At 42.0% G+C, this 15,759-nt stretch carries 13 protein-coding genes; 5 read left to right on the forward strand and 8 right to left on the reverse strand.

All coding sequences use genetic code 11. The features are described 5' to 3' along the window. Positions 1–121 precede the first annotated feature (121 nt). From FTV50_RS11960 to baeS, 4 genes are all read right to left on the reverse strand, one after another. Positions 122–1,477, reverse strand: a complete 1,356-nt coding sequence (locus FTV50_RS11960) for an amino acid permease (protein ID WP_180024537.1) — start codon at positions 1,475–1,477, stop codon at positions 122–124. A gap of 352 nt (positions 1,478–1,829) precedes the next feature. Next, complete coding sequence (locus FTV50_RS11965) at positions 1,830–3,527, reverse strand: carboxypeptidase regulatory-like domain-containing protein (protein WP_180024538.1); 1,698 nt, start codon at positions 3,525–3,527, stop codon at positions 1,830–1,832. 242 nt (positions 3,528–3,769) lie between these two features. Beyond that, entirely contained in the window at positions 3,770–4,456 is a 687-nt protein-coding gene (locus FTV50_RS11970) for a response regulator (RefSeq protein WP_078191240.1), read from the reverse strand. A gap of 12 nt (positions 4,457–4,468) precedes the next feature. Next, positions 4,469–6,139, reverse strand: a complete 1,671-nt coding sequence (gene baeS / locus FTV50_RS11975) for a sensor histidine kinase efflux regulator BaeS (protein ID WP_078194150.1) — start codon at positions 6,137–6,139, stop codon at positions 4,469–4,471. Between the two features lie 134 nt (positions 6,140–6,273). On the opposite strand from baeS, the gene FTV50_RS11980 reads away from it, so the two are divergent. From FTV50_RS11980 to FTV50_RS11990, 3 genes are all read left to right on the forward strand, one after another. Next, complete coding sequence (locus FTV50_RS11980) at positions 6,274–6,903, forward strand: hypothetical protein (protein WP_180024539.1); 630 nt, start codon at positions 6,274–6,276, stop codon at positions 6,901–6,903. 318 nt (positions 6,904–7,221) lie between these two features. Continuing rightward, positions 7,222–9,024, forward strand: coding sequence for an acyl-CoA dehydrogenase C-terminal domain-containing protein (locus FTV50_RS11985; protein WP_078194152.1), 1,803 nt, complete (start codon positions 7,222–7,224; stop codon positions 9,022–9,024). A 193-nt stretch (positions 9,025–9,217) separates the two neighbouring features. Further along, positions 9,218–10,999: an acyl-CoA dehydrogenase C-terminal domain-containing protein gene (locus FTV50_RS11990; RefSeq protein WP_180024540.1), complete on the forward strand. Its 1,782-nt coding sequence runs from the start codon at positions 9,218–9,220 to the stop codon at positions 10,997–10,999. 111 nt (positions 11,000–11,110) lie between these two features. Here the strand turns inward: FTV50_RS11990 and FTV50_RS11995 are convergent, their stop codons facing one another. Beyond that, complete coding sequence (locus tag FTV50_RS11995) at positions 11,111–11,656, reverse strand: GNAT family N-acetyltransferase (RefSeq protein ID WP_180024541.1); 546 nt, start codon at positions 11,654–11,656, stop codon at positions 11,111–11,113. Between the two features lie 14 nt (positions 11,657–11,670). Further along, on the reverse strand, positions 11,671–12,303 hold the full coding sequence (locus tag FTV50_RS12000) for an FMN-binding negative transcriptional regulator (RefSeq protein WP_180024589.1): 633 nt from the start codon (positions 12,301–12,303) through the stop codon (positions 11,671–11,673). A 170-nt stretch (positions 12,304–12,473) separates the two neighbouring features. On the opposite strand from FTV50_RS12000, the gene FTV50_RS12005 reads away from it, so the two are divergent. Next, positions 12,474–12,971 carry a phosphate-starvation-inducible protein PsiE gene (locus tag FTV50_RS12005; RefSeq protein ID WP_180024542.1) on the forward strand — a complete coding sequence of 166 codons (498 nt, stop codon included), beginning with the start codon at positions 12,474–12,476 and terminating at the stop codon, positions 12,969–12,971. A 68-nt stretch (positions 12,972–13,039) separates the two neighbouring features. Here FTV50_RS12005 and FTV50_RS12010 read toward each other — a convergent pair whose 3' ends face one another. Beyond that, the gene (locus FTV50_RS12010; RefSeq protein WP_373683690.1) at positions 13,040–13,492 is read right to left on the reverse strand and encodes an RcnB family protein; all 453 of its coding nucleotides are present in this window, start codon (positions 13,490–13,492) and stop codon (positions 13,040–13,042) included. 182 nt (positions 13,493–13,674) lie between these two features. Here FTV50_RS12010 and FTV50_RS12015 point away from each other — a divergent pair, with 182 nt between their 5' ends. Beyond that, on the forward strand, positions 13,675–14,133 hold the full coding sequence (locus FTV50_RS12015; protein WP_180024543.1) for a hypothetical protein: 459 nt from the start codon (positions 13,675–13,677) through the stop codon (positions 14,131–14,133). A gap of 89 nt (positions 14,134–14,222) precedes the next feature. On the opposite strand, the gene FTV50_RS12020 is transcribed toward FTV50_RS12015, so the two are convergent. Further along, positions 14,223–15,689: a phospholipase D family protein gene (locus FTV50_RS12020; RefSeq protein WP_180024544.1), complete on the reverse strand. Its 1,467-nt coding sequence runs from the start codon at positions 15,687–15,689 to the stop codon at positions 14,223–14,225. Positions 15,690–15,759: the final 70 nt, after the last annotated feature.

A 15,759-nucleotide genomic window follows, 5' to 3' on the forward strand; every position in this document is an offset into this window, starting at 1 on the left:
AATTTAATACACTAGAGCAGTCTTTATATGAATACTCACTCAATTTGCGTATTTTGTCAGAATTTTCAAAATCATTCTTTAGTGGCAATGAACAAAGGCTCGTCCCTAAGCCCTCATAGTATTAAACCTTCTTCGCTTGCATCACTCTAAACAGCACATACAGCAGTAAAATCCATACGGGCTGCATCAGCACCGACAGCATAAAGCCCTGATTCCACATGATGTATAAAATCATCAGCATGAACACCAAAACAAAGTAGTTGGTGAACGGTGCAAATAAAGCAGGAAACTTAGTTTGTATGCCCTGCTGCTGCATCGCTTTTCTAAACTTCAGGTGAATCAAGCTGATCAGCATCCAATTCAGCACCGCAGCGCTCACCACGATATAAATCAAATAACTCAATGCTTTTTCAGGCAAGAAGTAATTCAGCAGCACACAGCCAAAAATCAGCAAAGCAGAAAATAAAACTGCAGCAATCGGCGTACCGTATTTATTCACCTGTTTAAATGCTTTTGGCGCATTGCCCTGTTCTGCCAAACCGAGCAGCATGCGGCTATTGGCATACATGCCGCTATTACAGACCGAAACGGATGCCGTCAAAATAATAAAATTCAGCAAATGCGCCGCCCAATCAATCCCCATCTGATTAAAAATCATCACAAAAGGACTATGATCCAGACCGCCAAGTTTCAACTGGTTCCACGGCACCAGCGACAGCAATACAGCCAAAGAACAGATATAAAATAAGAACACGCGGATTACGGTCTGATTCACCGCTTTCGGGATATTTTGATCAGGATTTTCAGTTTCAGCCGCCGCCATGCTGATTAATTCAATGCCGCCAAAAGCAAACATCATAAAGGCCAGCATGTAGAATAAGCCTTCAAAACCGTGCGGGAAGAAGCCGCCATGTACCCATAAATTACTAATCGAAGCGGTAGAATCTGCGCCTGCTGTAAGTAGCAGATACACACCAAAAATAATCATGGCAACAATCGCCACAACCTTAATCATCGACAGCCAAAATTCAGATTCTGCATACAGTTTGACATTGGCTAAATTGGCTAGCGTAATCACAGCAAAAAACACCAAAACTGAAACCCAAGCAGGCACATGCGGCCACCAGTAATTGACATATTTGCCTATCGCGGTCAGCTCAGTCATCACCACTAAAATATACAGAATCCAGTAGTTCCAGCCCGTTAAAAAGCCCGCAAACTTGCCCCAATACTTAAAAGCAAAATGACTGAATGAACCTGTGACTGGCTCTTGTACAATCATCTCGCCCAACTGGCGCATAATCAGAAAAGCAATCAAACCACCAATCAAATAGCCCAGAATTATCGATGGTCCAGCCGACTCAATAATATGCGCAGAGCCTAAAAATAGCCCTGTCCCGATTGCGCCACCCATTGCAATCAGCTGAATATGACGGTTCTTTAATCGGCGCTGCAGTTGAGGCATTTCGCTGCTCACAACACGTTCTCATCTTATAAAAAAGTGGATTGTAGCCTGTGCAGCTCTTTGCAGCCAAATATTCGCAGATCATTTCTGTATGAATCATTATGGAATACAGTGCGTGAGCTGCATCAATCTATAGCACATAGTCAACTTGATAGGATGGACAATATAGGCCATATGGTTCTATTAGAACAGCCAGAAAATTTAGCTGCCAGCATACTTAAGTGGCTGAATATATTGTCCCTTTAAATATAAACAGCCCTCAATAGAGAGCTGCTTTTTAGCATTCACTTCACTTGATGGATGATTGATAGTGAATGCAGTACGTCTAAACCTATTTATTTATGCTGCGGTGTCATGTAAATCGTTATTTACGCTGTGGAACATCAGCCCAGCGTGCATAACTCTTCGTGCTTTTCAGCACAGTGCCCGCTTGTTTTGCAGCGAAGCCACTATAGTCCTGAGAGAAACTATCCGAATTTTCATCAAAACTCACACCATCAAATAATGGGAAAGTTCCGGCTTTTTTCTGAATCACCACATCATCAATCATCCAGCCACGGAAACCATTATAAAGTCCATCGACCGTTCTAAATTGGAATTTCAGCTGAACATTGGCCTTGCCTGCATATTCATCCAATGAAATTGCTTCTTGCTGAACAGCAGCCGGCGCGAGGTTAAAGCCTAAATTACTGTATGGAATCGGCGCGCGCTCATATGCAGAGGACGGATCTGCCAGCGGGTTTAATCGAGCCAAGGTCTTAAAGCTGTTGCCACCGTCGGTAGAAACTAAAATATTCATCAAATCGAACCCTTGATTATTTGGATTGACCGACTCAATTTCCCACCATGTTTTAAAGCTTAAACTCAAAGGCGCTTGATACTGGCTTAGATTAATGGCAGGTGAGATTAACTCACCCATATTATGGGTATTAGATGTTCCGCCATCAAACTCTGGAGCCAAAGATGAATCACTTAAAGCGCCAATAAAGTTGCCATTAACTTTGTCGCCATACCAATATGCCGTATTACCTTGCAGTGGCTCAGGCACCTTGCCTTGACTTTGGTCATTCGGCGCTAAGCGTACACGCTGATTCACTTGATTATTACGGATGTTGTGACCTTTGTTTAGCAACTGCCAATCAACATTGGCCACACTTGGCTGCGACCTTGTCCATGCATTGCGAGTAGCAGAATCCGCTTCAAAAGTTTCACGCCATACCGCATCTACAGATGCTGTTTCAGGCAGCACTTCAAATTGATAGCCCGATGCAGAAGAAGCAATGACCGTAACTTTTTTCGTAATAGTGTTAATTCCTGCACCGTTAATGGTGAGCGTGGCATTTTTCAATGCTTCAAGCAGATCATTGCTCACATTAAATGAAAGCGTGAAATATCCATTGGCATCAGTCAAAGCACTAACAAATGCGCCATTGGTCGCTGTACCGCCAGACAATGACACTTGCGCATTCGCCAAAGGTTTCCCTTTAAAAATCACTTGACCAGACAATGTTCCGACCACTGCATCATTGACTGGTGCATCACTTAGTGTCTGACAGTCTTGGTCTAAGCAGTTGAGAACCACATTCAACACAATGCTCTTATTGGTATTTTTAGGATGGATCAAGAATGCCGAAACTGCAGACTGTCCATTTTTAGTGACCAAAACATAATATGTGCCTGCAGCCAATTTAGGCAGTTTAACGATGCCTTGAGCATTCGCAAGGTAACTTTGACCTTTAAAATGAGTCGCTGTCGGTAAACTGTTGATCGGTGGAAAGAACTGTTCAGAATCATCTGCTGTGATTGTATTTGTTGCTGTTTTCAGACTGCCTGCTTGTACTTTTTGCCATTCTTCATCACTTAAAATCTGAATCGACGCAGCATTTAAAGCAAGATTATTCACATCTAATAAAGTCAGCTCTTCTACACTCTTTTGTACCATAGCATCGGCAACTGGCTCTGGCGGTACACTCCCTGTCTCGTCACGATCACTACCACCGCATGCCGTTAAACCCAAGACACCCGTGACCATTATTATTTTTACAAAAGCGCTATTTTTCATCTGTTCTGCCCTCTGGCTGTTCCATTTTTAAAAATTGTTATCTCTACATTGAACTCTGCCAGCTCAAACATACTGGTGAATATTCCAGCAAAATAATAACCAATTTTCATTAAATGCGCAAATTTCACATTTTATGCCTTTATGGCTTTCGGTTCTTCTTGTATTTAAAATTAATGCAACTAGCTATACACGTAGCAAAAAAAACAGGCCGAAGCCTGTCCTTATAGTATTTACAATCTATTTTAATCTTCTGGATATTCAAAACGGTAGCCAACGCCATACACGGCTTGAATCCACTCATGACGGTTGCCGGTTTCCGCTGCATCTGAAATCTTACGACGTAAATTTTTAATATGACTATCAATCACACGGTCAGCCACTTCAAAACTGTCCGGATTAATATGATCAAGCAATTGCGCACGTGAATACACCTGCCCTACATGCTCTAAAAACAACTCTAGTAAACGAAACTCTGTTGGCGTTAAGCTCAACGCTTTTTGTTGATACCAAATGCGTTGCTGTGCTTTGTCCATACGGAATAAATCATTCACCTCTGGCTCTGCTTTTCGTTCTAAACGACGTAATACTGCTTGCACACGTGCCACCAATTCTTTCGGACTAAACGGTTTGCAGACATAATCGTCAGCACCCATATTAAGCCCCAATACACGGTCAATTTCTTCAGTGCGTGCAGTCACCATAATAATCGGCAGATCAGACTGCTCACGGACTTTACGGCAAATGGTTAAGCCATCCATACGGGGCACCATCAGGTCTAAAATCATCAGACTCGGTTTACGTTGTGTGAAGCTGTCATAGGCTTCTTGCCCATCATGAAACATGCTGACTTCAAAGCCTGCAGCCTCTAGATAATCACGCACTAGCTGTGCAAGTTCCACTTCATCTTCAACCAACATGATATGTTTCATGCATGCTTCCTTTTAATATTTCATCTGTTTGGGAAATGTCAATTTGCAACGCAAACCGCCCAATGGAGAATGATCAAAACTCAATTCTCCGCCCAATGCTCTAGCTATTTTTACGGATAACGCCAATCCTAATCCTGTACCACCAGTTGCACGCGTACGTGAATCATCCACACGATAGAAACGCTCACCTATACGTGCCAACTGTTCATCAGTTAAACCAAATGGGCTGTCATCAACATACACGGTCCACTGGGTTTCATCTTGCTCAGTATGGACATGCACTTCACCACCAGCTTCCGTATAACGAATACTGTTACCCAATAAGTTGACCATAATCTGTTTAAAACGGTCTATATCTAATTGTAATGAAGTCCCTTCGCCCATTGCGGTAATTTTCAAATCTGCTTGCTCAAACTTCGGCTTAAAGCTTTCAACCTCTTGGATCACTACATCCCAAGGATTGAGCGTGGTCAAATAACAATTCAGTTGTTGTGCATCGGCTTGTGCCAAATCTGCCAAATCTTTGGTCAATTTTTTCAAACTACTCACTTGATTCAGCATCGAAGTAAAATGCTCTGGCGTTGGCTTACGAATACCGTCCTGCATCGCCTCAATTTGAGCCTGTAACACGGCCAATGGCGTTTTCAATTCATGTGAAGTATCAGCCACCCATTGACGACGTGACGTTTCATGCTGATCGAGAATTACGGCCAACTGATTCAATTCATTCGATAAATCACCAAGCTCATCATTACGGTTCACTGCAACTTGATGTTGATAATTACCCTTGGTTAATTCACGTGTTCCCATTAACAAACGCTGAATCGGTTTTTTAAAGTATGTTGCCAATAACAATGCTGCAATCAAACTTGCAATAAACGTAAGCGCATAAACCAATAATAAATAACGTTTTTGCTTACTAAAGAAGTTAATACTGATCGCATCATCTTGATCGAGGACAGGTTTGAGCCCCAAATATCCCACGATTTGATTATTCACCATAATCGGACGATAAGAGATTTGTTCATCTGTCGGCTCACCCACAACAAATTGGCGATGTGCATCATATAAAGATAAACGCGAACTCAAGCCCAAGCGGTCAGGCATTTGGATAAATTGTTTCTTACCACCATTATTACTGTTACTTTGTGAGGATTGATCTGCATCTTTTTCATCTGTGTTCGACTCTTTTGGACGGAATACATTTTGGTTCGTACTTAAAGGAAATTTTAAACCTTCAAAGGGTTGGAACTCAGATGGTAAGTTTTGTTCCAGCCATTTCAGCTCTTCAATTTTTTGCTCTGCCGTATGCTGTGGTGTTGCCAGCATCGATGCTGCATTTAAACTATGATCTTGGAAATAGCGCTGCTGCAATGCAATGTCATATTGACGACGTAGCCACCACCGAGAGAGACGATCATAGTCATCTGGCGCTGCCTGCCCTTCAATTTGCAGAATCTGTGCCTGAATCGCATTGCCCCAATCATGATAGACCGTATACACATCGGCTAAATTTTCAATGACATGGTCAAGCTTTTGCATCTCGACATCGGCCACATATTTGGTGAAATTACGCTGCATATTCCAATGCAAAACGCCAAGACTTACCGTTGTGATGACGAGCGTCGTCAACAGCACAGTCAGAAACAAGCGTAGGGCAATCGGGATACGACGTATTTTCAAACGAGAACTCTCATTTTTCTTCTATATTCATTATTGTAGCGAACACGCAACTAAAAAACTCTCCATTGTTTCTACATCTTTATTATTTAATCTTTAACCATCGGAAAAAGATCTAATCTGGTGGGGTAAAGACTATGAAACAAATGACCAAAATTGCTTTAATCGGTGCAAGCGTATTGAGCATGGGTGCATTAACTGCCTGTCAATCGACAACCGCACCAAAAGATAACGATCATGGCCGTATGATGAAACAACATCATGGTGATCACGATCGTCGTATGTCACCTGAGCAACGTGAACATTTTAAACAAATGCGTGCAGAGCAACGTCAAGTGTTTGCTGATATGCAAAAAGCCTGCGATGGTAAGGCTACAGGTTCAACAGTTCAAGTAAAAGCTGGCGATAAAAATATTGATGGTACATGTACCATGGTGTTCAAAGCAGACCGTCAAGACATGAAAAAAGCACGTGGTGAACACAAACCAATGCGCGGTGAACATCGTCCAATGCGTGGCGACATACGTGGTCAGATGCAACGCGGTGAGCCACTGACTGATGCAAAACGTGCAGAGCTGACTAAACAGTTTGATCAGCGTTTAGCGGAACGCCAAGCCAAACAACAAGCGATTATGAAAGCATGCCAAGGCAAAACCGATGGCAGCGCGGTTGCGATTAAAGTTGGCGAACAGCAAATCAATGGTAAATGTGAAGTTCGCTTCCAACCTAAAGCCCCTGTTGCCCCAACGCCAGCGCCAGTGAAATAATCCAAACTTAGATCGCAATATCATTGCGTAAAAAAAGGCACTCCCAGGAGTGCCTTTTTTATTGGACATATCTTTTTACGCTTTTTGACTATTTGTGTCATTCATTTTCAGCCAAAAGTGTTTACACTCAATGCACTTAGCATTTTCAAGGGATATTTCTTTGACTTTACAGTCACCAACAAATCGCCCTGAAATGCTTGTACCCAATAAGAAGATGTTGCACGATTAGAACCATTCCAATACGTGTCATTGAAGACACGTTCAAATGTTTATTTAGGATTACTAACGCTGGTAGAAACCAGTATTGAGGAAAACGATATGCCACAATACAAAGCGCCCTTACGTGATATGCAATTTGTTCTGCATGAACTTTTAAAAGCAGAAGATCACTATGCACAACTGCCTGCATTTTCAGACACCGTAAGCCGTGAGTTGGTTGACCAATATCTAGAAGCTGCTGCTGACTTCTGTGAAAATGAACTTTCTCCTCTTAACCAAGTCGGCGACCGTGAAGGTTGTACTTGGAATGATGGCGTTGTAACAACACCAACTGGTTTTAAAGAAGCGTATCAAAAATATATCGAACTCGGTTTCCCATCTTTATCTGCTGAAGAACAATACGGCGGTCAAGGCTTACCGGTTTCTTTAGGCAACATCATTTCAGAAATGGTGGGTACTTCGAACTGGGCATGGGGTATGTACCCTGGTCTATCTCATGGTGCTGTCCGTACATTAGAACATCACGGTTCTCAAGAGCAAAAAGACACTTACCTTCCTAAACTTGTTTCAGGTGAATGGACCGGTACGATGTGCTTAACAGAATCTCATGCAGGTTCTGACTTAGGTATTATCCGTTCTAAAGCTGAACCACAAGCAGACGGTAGCTATGCAATTTCTGGCGAGAAAATCTTTATCTCTGCTGGTGAACACGACATGGCTGAAAACATCATCCATATCGTCCTTGCTCGTCTTCCAGGTGCACCAAAAGGCACGAAAGGTATTTCATTATTCATCGTACCTAAATTCAATGTAAATGCTGATGGCTCAATTGGTGAGCGCAATGCTGTACGTTGTGGTTCGATTGAACACAAAATGGGTATCCATGGTAACGCGACTTGTGTCATCAACTTTGATAACGCAAAAGGCTTCTTGATTGGCCCTGAAAACCGCGGTCTAAACTGCATGTTCACATTCATGAACACTGCACGTATCGGTACTGCTGTACAAGGTCTTTCAGCTTCTGAAGGCGCTTTCCAAGGTGCACTTGCTTACGCAAAAGACCGTTTGGCAATGCGTTCACTTTCAGGTCCTAAAGCACCTGAAAAAGAAGCAGATCCAATTATCGTGCACCCTGCAGTGCGCAACATGCTGCTTACGCAAAAATCATTTGCTGAAGCTGGTCGTGCTCTGGTTTACTTATTGTCTTTCCATGCCGATATCGTGGAACAAGGTGCAACTGAAGAAGAACGTAAGTTCTCTGACAATATCTTGTCATTATTAACTCCAATTGCTAAAGCATTCTTGACTGAAACAGGTTCTGAATCTGCAAAACACGGTGTTCAAGTATTTGGTGGCCACGGCTTCATTTCAGAACACGGTATGGAGCAAATCGTACGTGATACACGTATCTCTTGCTTGTACGAAGGTACGACTGAAATTCAAGCAATTGACTTGTTAGGCCGTAAAGTATTGGGTACTCAAGGTGCAATGTTGAAAGACTTCACCAAGATCATCCATAAATTTGTTGAAGCTAACAAAGACAACGCTGCCATGAAAGAATTTGTTGAGCCGCTTGCTGCGCTAAACAAAGAATGGGGCGACTTAACCATGCAGATTGGTATGAAAGCAATGCAAAACCCTGAAGAAGTAGGTGCTGCTGCAGTCGATTACCTCTACTTCTCTGGTTATGTAACGCTTGCTTATTTATGGGCTCGCATGGCACTAGTTGCACAAGAAACTTTAGCTGCAGGAACAACAGATGTTGATTTCTACAATGCAAAAGTAACGACTGCTCGCTTCTACTTCAAGAAAATCTTACCACGCGTTCGCTCTCATGTAGAAGTGATTGCAGGTGGCCTAGATCCTCTTATGGCATTGGATGCAGAACACTTTGCATTCTAATGTGAATATCTAAAACATATTCAAAAAATTGTACTCGTGAGTGCAGAAATAGAGAAAGGACGGTCATAGCATTGGCAGTCCTTTTTCTTTATAAATAGTCCCATAATTTTACTTTGGTCAATTTTCTCCACGCTGTGTGTCGATACAAATTGCCCCAAGTCCATAGATTCAAACAATAAACAGGTGAACGAACATGCCAATTTATAATGCGCCGCTTGCAGATATGAAATTCATCTTAAATGATGTTTTTAAAGCAGAACAATTCTGGCAAAACAACGAAAATCTTGCTCACGTTGATGCTGCTACTGCAGAAGCCATTCTTGAAGAAATGGCAAAATTTGCGCAAAACGTCACTCATCCTTTAAACCGCACAGGTGATGAAGAAGGCGCAACCTATAGCAATGGCAATGTCACGACTCCTGCTGGTTTCAAAGAAGCATTTAAACAATATGCAGAAGGCGGCTGGATTGGTCTAGGCGCAGATGAAGAATGGGGCGGTCAAGGCATGCCAAAAATGCTGACTGTTCTGTCTGACGAAATGCTGTTTGCAACCAACCCATCATTCATGCTCTACCCGCTTCTTTCTGTAGGTGCAGGCATGGCATTAAACAGCTATGCCTCACAAGAGCAAAAAGAAACTTATTTGCCAAAAATGTATACAGGCGAATGGTCAGGCACGATGTGCTTAACTGAACCGCATGCAGGTACAGATTTAGGTATTATCAAAACTAAAGCTGAACGTAATGAAGACGGTACTTATAACATTACTGGTACGAAAATCTTCATCACTGGCGGTGACCACGACCTTTCTGAAAATATCATCCACTTAGTTTTAGCGAAAACGCCTGATGCGCCTGCGGGCTCACGCGGAATTTCACTATTCATCGTACCTAAATTCTTGGTGAATGCAGATGGTTCATTGGGAGAGCGTAATGCTGTAGGCCCTGGTTCTATTGAACATAAAATGGGGATCAAAGCGTCTGCAACATGTGTGATGAACTTTGATGGCGCGAAAGGCTACCTGGTTGGTAAAGAAAATGAAGGCCTTGCAGCGATGTTCGTCATGATGAACTACGAACGTCTGTCTATGGGTATTCAAGGCCTAGGTGCTTCTGAATTTGCTTATCAAAATGCAGCGCAATATGCGACTGATCGTTTACAAGGTCGCAGCGCTTCTGGCGTTCAATCGCCTGCAAAACCTGCAGACAGCATCTTAGTTCATGGTGATGTACGTCGTATGTTGCTGAACGCACGTGCCAACAATGAAGCGTCTCGTGCATTTGCGGTTTATGTTGGTCAACAACTGGACATTACCAAGTTCTCTACTGACCCAGAAGCAGTCAAAGCAGCCAATAACCGTGTTGCGCTGTTAACACCTATTGCGAAAGCGTATTTAACAGATACAGCTTTCCAAGCAACGCTAGATGCCCAAATGGTCTTCGGTGGTCACGGCTTTATTCGTGAATGGGGTATGGAACAATGTATTCGTGACCTCCGTATTGCACAGATTTACGAAGGGACCAACGGTGTTCAATCGCAAGACTTAATTGGTCGTAAAACCATTAAGTGCAATGGTGAATTCATTGCTGAATATATCCAAGAAATCCGCGATTTTGCCAATAACTTAGATGCCAGCTTGAACTACATCAAAGATGCAACATTAGATGCAGCAGCTGAAGTTGAAGCGGTGACTCAATATGTACTTGAAGCTGCTCGTGAAAATATTGAGTTCCCGAACTCAGCAGCAGTTGATTACCTACATGCTGTAGGCCTACTCAGCTTTGCCTATATGTTTGCCCGCATTGCAGATGCAGCAAAAGACAAAGATGGCGAGTTCTACCAAAACAAACTTGCACTGACTCTTTACTTCACGCAGCGTATTTTGCCTGAATTGGCTTTACGCATTGCTAAAGTGAAAGCCGGTTCTGAAGTGATCATGAACTTCTCTGAAGCTTACTTTACCAACCAAGCTTAATTAGCCCTACAAAATCAAAAATGCCCGATTTATCGGGCATTTTTTTATTTTACTGCTCTTATTACATAAACACTGAGTGCAACTTTTTCAAAAAATCATAAGCATACTTACTTATTCACAACCTCCTAATTCCATTCGATATGTAAAACAAGGATGGAGCTGATCGTCTAGCATTGGAAATGTAGCCCAATGCGTTGTATCTTTATCTAATTTAAATCCTGCCTTCATTAAGACATTTTGTGATGCTAGATGTTCCTCAGCACAAAAAGATGAAACAACATTCGTGACATGATTCTGCTTTAAATACTTAATTCCTCCAATTAAAGCCTCAGTCATATAACCACAACCATGAAAATTCACCCCTAACCCAAAATGTATTTCTCCATGGTTTTCTTGATTGAAGAAATACAGTAAGCCCATCGCTAAATGCGTATTCTTATCACTAATCACCCATGCAAAATCAGGATTGTGTATCGACCAATAATGATCTGCCCACTTTTCTAAAACACTCTTAGTCTGTTGAATCGTTAAATGTGGCAACCGCTGCAGATAACGAGTTGCTTCTATATTCGAAAAATATGTATCAAATAATGAAATTTCATCTCCTAACTGACACTTTCTCAGGCATAAACGTTCAGTTTCAATCCTATTGGGCATGATTCTTTAGCCTGTTATTTCATGGGATAAAATTTTTTGATCGACTCAACCATTTCAGCATTCGACATTTCCAAAGCTTTTGCCACATTCATTGCATCTACAACGCTGCGATTTTGACTCACTTTAAACTTACCCAAAATTGAGTCTATTTCGATTTCAATCGCTATAATTTTTTCCAGTTGTTCCGCGATAAAATCATGAGGCGCATCGCCCATTTTCCATGGCACAGGTTGGCTAGCTTCATGTTGTCGAGTCAATCGAGCCAAAACACCTCGTATATATTTTTCATCTGCAACTTTACGTATCTTGCCTTTGACATGTACCACGCGGTAATTCCATGTCGGTACAACGCGATGATGCTCCTGTTTTCCCTCATACCAGCTTGGCGAAATATATGCATCATCGGCATGAAAAATCACATAGGCTTGCGCTGACTGATTTAGCAATTCAAACATTGGATTAGCCTTGGCAATATGACCGCGCAATATGCCCAATTCGCCTGACTCAGCGTCATATTCTAGTGGTAAATGATTCACTTCCAACTCACCATTGGGTGCAGTCAGTATTACTGTCGCCAAAGCATACTTACGCATAAGATCAATCAGATCAGGCAGTTCATCATGTTTAAAATGCGTTGGTTGATACATCGTCGCTTCATTCTTATAGGACAAAATTTAAGCTCAAACTTAACATTAAAACCTTTATTGAACCTAAAAAATATTTTTGTCATATGCGCTTCATGTGCATGAAATTTGCTTGGTATTTAATGACTTGTTCTTCATTGAATATTTACGCAATTTACACAGGAGGAATATATATGACACACCGTGATCCCAAAGTAGAAAAAATCGAAGCCCTCCTCGACCGACTTGGCAATATTGCTGTAGAAGGTTTTCATTATCTTGCACTGTTTGTCATCGGCTGTATGATTTTATGGTCTGCGGGTCATACCATTTTTGAAATTATTACGGTTAAACAATTCGCCACGATTGACGATATTTTATTATTGTTTATTTACCTCGAACTCGGTGCCATGGTCGGTATTTATTTTAAAACCAACCACATGCCTGTTCGCTTCCTGATTTATATTGCTATTACTGCCCTGACCCGTTTACTGATTTCGGGCATTCAACATGACCATAAAGCGGATATGGGCTTGGTCATTACTACAGGTTCGATCCTTATCCTTGCTGTGGCCATTTTGATTGTGCGCTATGCCTCTTGGACATATCCTTCGGTTATTCGAGATAAGCATTCCGAGAAGCCACTGCCTGAAGGAAAAACCCCGCGCCCGCAAGATGATGAATTGGCTTAAACACTAAATCGTTCCCTCTCCTTTTAGGAGATGAATAGCACTGCTACGCAAGGAAGAGGTTATAAACCTTATCGATTAGGCACAAGCACATAGCGACCATTTTCAAAGATCCAATACATTCCACTTGGGGGTGCCGGTAAACCTAAACGCTGCCAATCACTGATAAACGTATAGGTCGAACTCGAAATACTCGCGCTGGCAGGATCGCCATTGACCCAACTATAGCTCTGCGAATTTTGAGTAATCGTGGTCGGCGCGTTGTATTGAATACTAATGCCACTTTGTGGATACTGCGGATAAGGTCGATTTGGATATTGCGGATAAACCGGCGGGCGACTTGGATAATGAGGATAATTCGGCGCATGCTGCGGATAGCCAGGCCGATTCATCGACGGTGGGCGGTGTTGTGGTTTTGATGTATCCACACCTTGGTAGTTTGCCCATTTGTTTTCCGCAAAAGTACTGGCCGAAGCACTGATCAGCATCACACCTGCCATTGCATAGAATAATGTTGCTTTCACTCAAGCTCTCCTTCACGGTATATAGATTAAGTATAAAACCCATTTTAGGAGAAAAAATGAATAAAAATCCATCAAATGCAAGAATTTGTTAATTTTCCGACCAAGCTGATCGCACCTTCAAGCTAGCCTGTTTTTCATTGGATTATGCTAAGATGCCTTTTATTTCGTAGTGGATCAACGCTGTGTCTGAATTAAGTTTTGACCGACTTCATCAATTTTTTTCTAAAGTTCCAAGTATTCAAGAACAACTCATTGACTCGTACGGAACCGATGGTAAAACTGCTTGGTGGTTTAAATTTCAAATCAATGTCGACCATCCTTTGGCATGGCAAACTGTTCAAGAGTTGGGACACGTTTTAAATTATATTTCCAAGAACGAACGTTTACCGACACAGTTTTTACCTGTTTCTCCACCACCGTATATGAATGGTGAAGCCAAACAATTTTTATCATGGGTGATTCAATGCAATCATGCCGATTTTCCACCAGATGTTATCTGTGACTGGTTAGAAGCACGGTTACCGCAACCGGTAGATGATGCCGATAAATGGAAAATCAAAACCGATATTAAAGAATTGGATCAAATGACGGATAAGGATTTAGATCAAATCGTTCCGCCAAATCCTGAACCGAAGAATTAATAATTGCTAAATACACCTCTCCCGAACCCTCTCCTGAAATGAGAGGGAATTCCTTCCCCCTTTGGGGGAAGGTTAGGATGAGGGGAAAATTAAAAAGTAGATAATCCGCTCCATTCCATAAAGCGATATAACACATATTTCAACTTAGACTCATCAGCATACGTGTCGTAATCCACACTCATTTGCTTACCATCACGGTTTGACCAAGCCGTATTAAAATACTGATTTGCCTCTTTAAAGACTTGAGCGTCTTTCAAACCGATCACGCGTAAATCAGTTTCTAAATTATAATTTTTCAGGTTACGCGCTGTGAAATTTGCAGAACCTAAAATCATATCTGCCTGATAGGCTGTCCGTTTTAAAATCATCTTGCTATGGCACTGCTCACCTTGGGTATTACACCAACGTACATCAATACCGGCATCATGTAATTCAGAAGCAACAGGACGATTTGGAATACCATTTTTGGTTCGACCAAAAGCATCTTTATTCGGATCGAGTAATACCCGCACTTTCACGCCACGCTCATGTGCAGCAATGAGTGCTTTGATAATTTTACGTTCTGACAAGTAGAACATCGCGATATCAATTTCAGTTCCAGCTTTCTTCGCGCTATCAATTAAGTCGAGTGTGGCATCATAAATTGCTTTTTCAGTCAGTACTTGAACCTGTGGCTGATTTTTCGCGGCGTCAACATCTTTAATCACCACAAATGGAATATTGGCTTTAGACATCATGCCTACGGCTTGCTCAGTCTTTAACAGATCAATCGCAGTCATGCCTTTGACTGTTAAGGCTACATTGGAATGTCGTGAGCTACCATCATGTGGATTCATAGAGGTGACTAAACCTTTCCAACCGTCAACGGTATCTACCACCAAGGTTTTTCGATGATTGGCTTTAAAGTTGAAAAGATCCATATAACTGCGGATCGTCACTTTCTCGGTTCCCAATGGGTTCGGTAACCAGCCTTTTTCTGGATTGTTGCCAATATCTTGACAGCAGATATACCAAAAGCCAGACCATGCTGGATTGGAAGCACGAAGCGGTACCAAATTGGTTTCCATCAACTCAATCCCCCCTTGCCGTAATTGACGATAATGCTCGGGTTGAATGCCGCCATAGACCGAATTGACAGGGTCAGTAATCACAAAAATTTCCACTTGAGGAGATAGTCGACGCTTCAAAATCAGCGCATCGGTCAGCTCCTGCGTTAATTGTTCATGTTTTAATTGAGAATCGCCAACTTGCGGATTAAAAAGAAACATATCCAACACAATGGTCGACTGTGCTTCTTCGATCATTTTCAGCATTTCTTTAAAAATGCGATGTTCCTGTTGCTGCTTTCCTTGCGCATCGATATAGGTTTCATCCACTAAAAAGTTCACTTCGGCATGGCGAAGTTTTCCCGTGTAGTTCAGCCCTTCTGGGAGTGGTTTTAGCGTGTGATAGGTTGCCGATGCCAAATAACCTAAAACCAATAAACCAATGACCACGCCCACATAGCGACGACGTGACCAATTGAGCTTGTGATGTATTCGTTGAATGATGCGCATAAGAAAAAACCTAGTCTAATGCGCTCAGACTAGGTTCTATTCATTGATTTTTCAAGGGGATTTCTGTGAC

Source organism: Acinetobacter sp. YH1901134 (genome assembly GCF_013416965.1).
In the GTDB taxonomy this organism is placed as follows: Bacteria; Pseudomonadota; Gammaproteobacteria; order Pseudomonadales; family Moraxellaceae; genus Acinetobacter; species Acinetobacter amyesii.

What these genes read in the sequence shown, in the direction of transcription:
- FTV50_RS11965 (WP_180024538.1), bottom strand. Translation starts at nt 3,527, where the DNA reads ATGAAAAATAGCGCTTTTGTAAAAATAATAATGGTCACGGGTGTCTTG.
- FTV50_RS11970 (WP_078191240.1), bottom strand. Translation starts at nt 4,456, where the DNA reads ATGAAACATATCATGTTGGTTGAAGATGAAGTGGAACTTGCACAGCTA.
- FTV50_RS11980 (WP_180024539.1), top strand. Translation starts at nt 6,274, where the DNA reads ATGAAACAAATGACCAAAATTGCTTTAATCGGTGCAAGCGTATTGAGC.
- FTV50_RS11985 (WP_078194152.1), top strand. Translation starts at nt 7,222, where the DNA reads ATGCCACAATACAAAGCGCCCTTACGTGATATGCAATTTGTTCTGCAT.
- FTV50_RS11990 (WP_180024540.1), top strand. Translation starts at nt 9,218, where the DNA reads ATGCCAATTTATAATGCGCCGCTTGCAGATATGAAATTCATCTTAAAT.
- FTV50_RS11995 (WP_180024541.1), bottom strand. Translation starts at nt 11,656, where the DNA reads ATGCCCAATAGGATTGAAACTGAACGTTTATGCCTGAGAAAGTGTCAG.
- FTV50_RS12000 (WP_180024589.1), bottom strand. Translation starts at nt 12,303, where the DNA reads ATGTATCAACCAACGCATTTTAAACATGATGAACTGCCTGATCTGATT.
- FTV50_RS12005 (WP_180024542.1), top strand. Translation starts at nt 12,474, where the DNA reads ATGACACACCGTGATCCCAAAGTAGAAAAAATCGAAGCCCTCCTCGAC.
- FTV50_RS12020 (WP_180024544.1), bottom strand. Translation starts at nt 15,689, where the DNA reads ATGCGCATCATTCAACGAATACATCACAAGCTCAATTGGTCACGTCGT.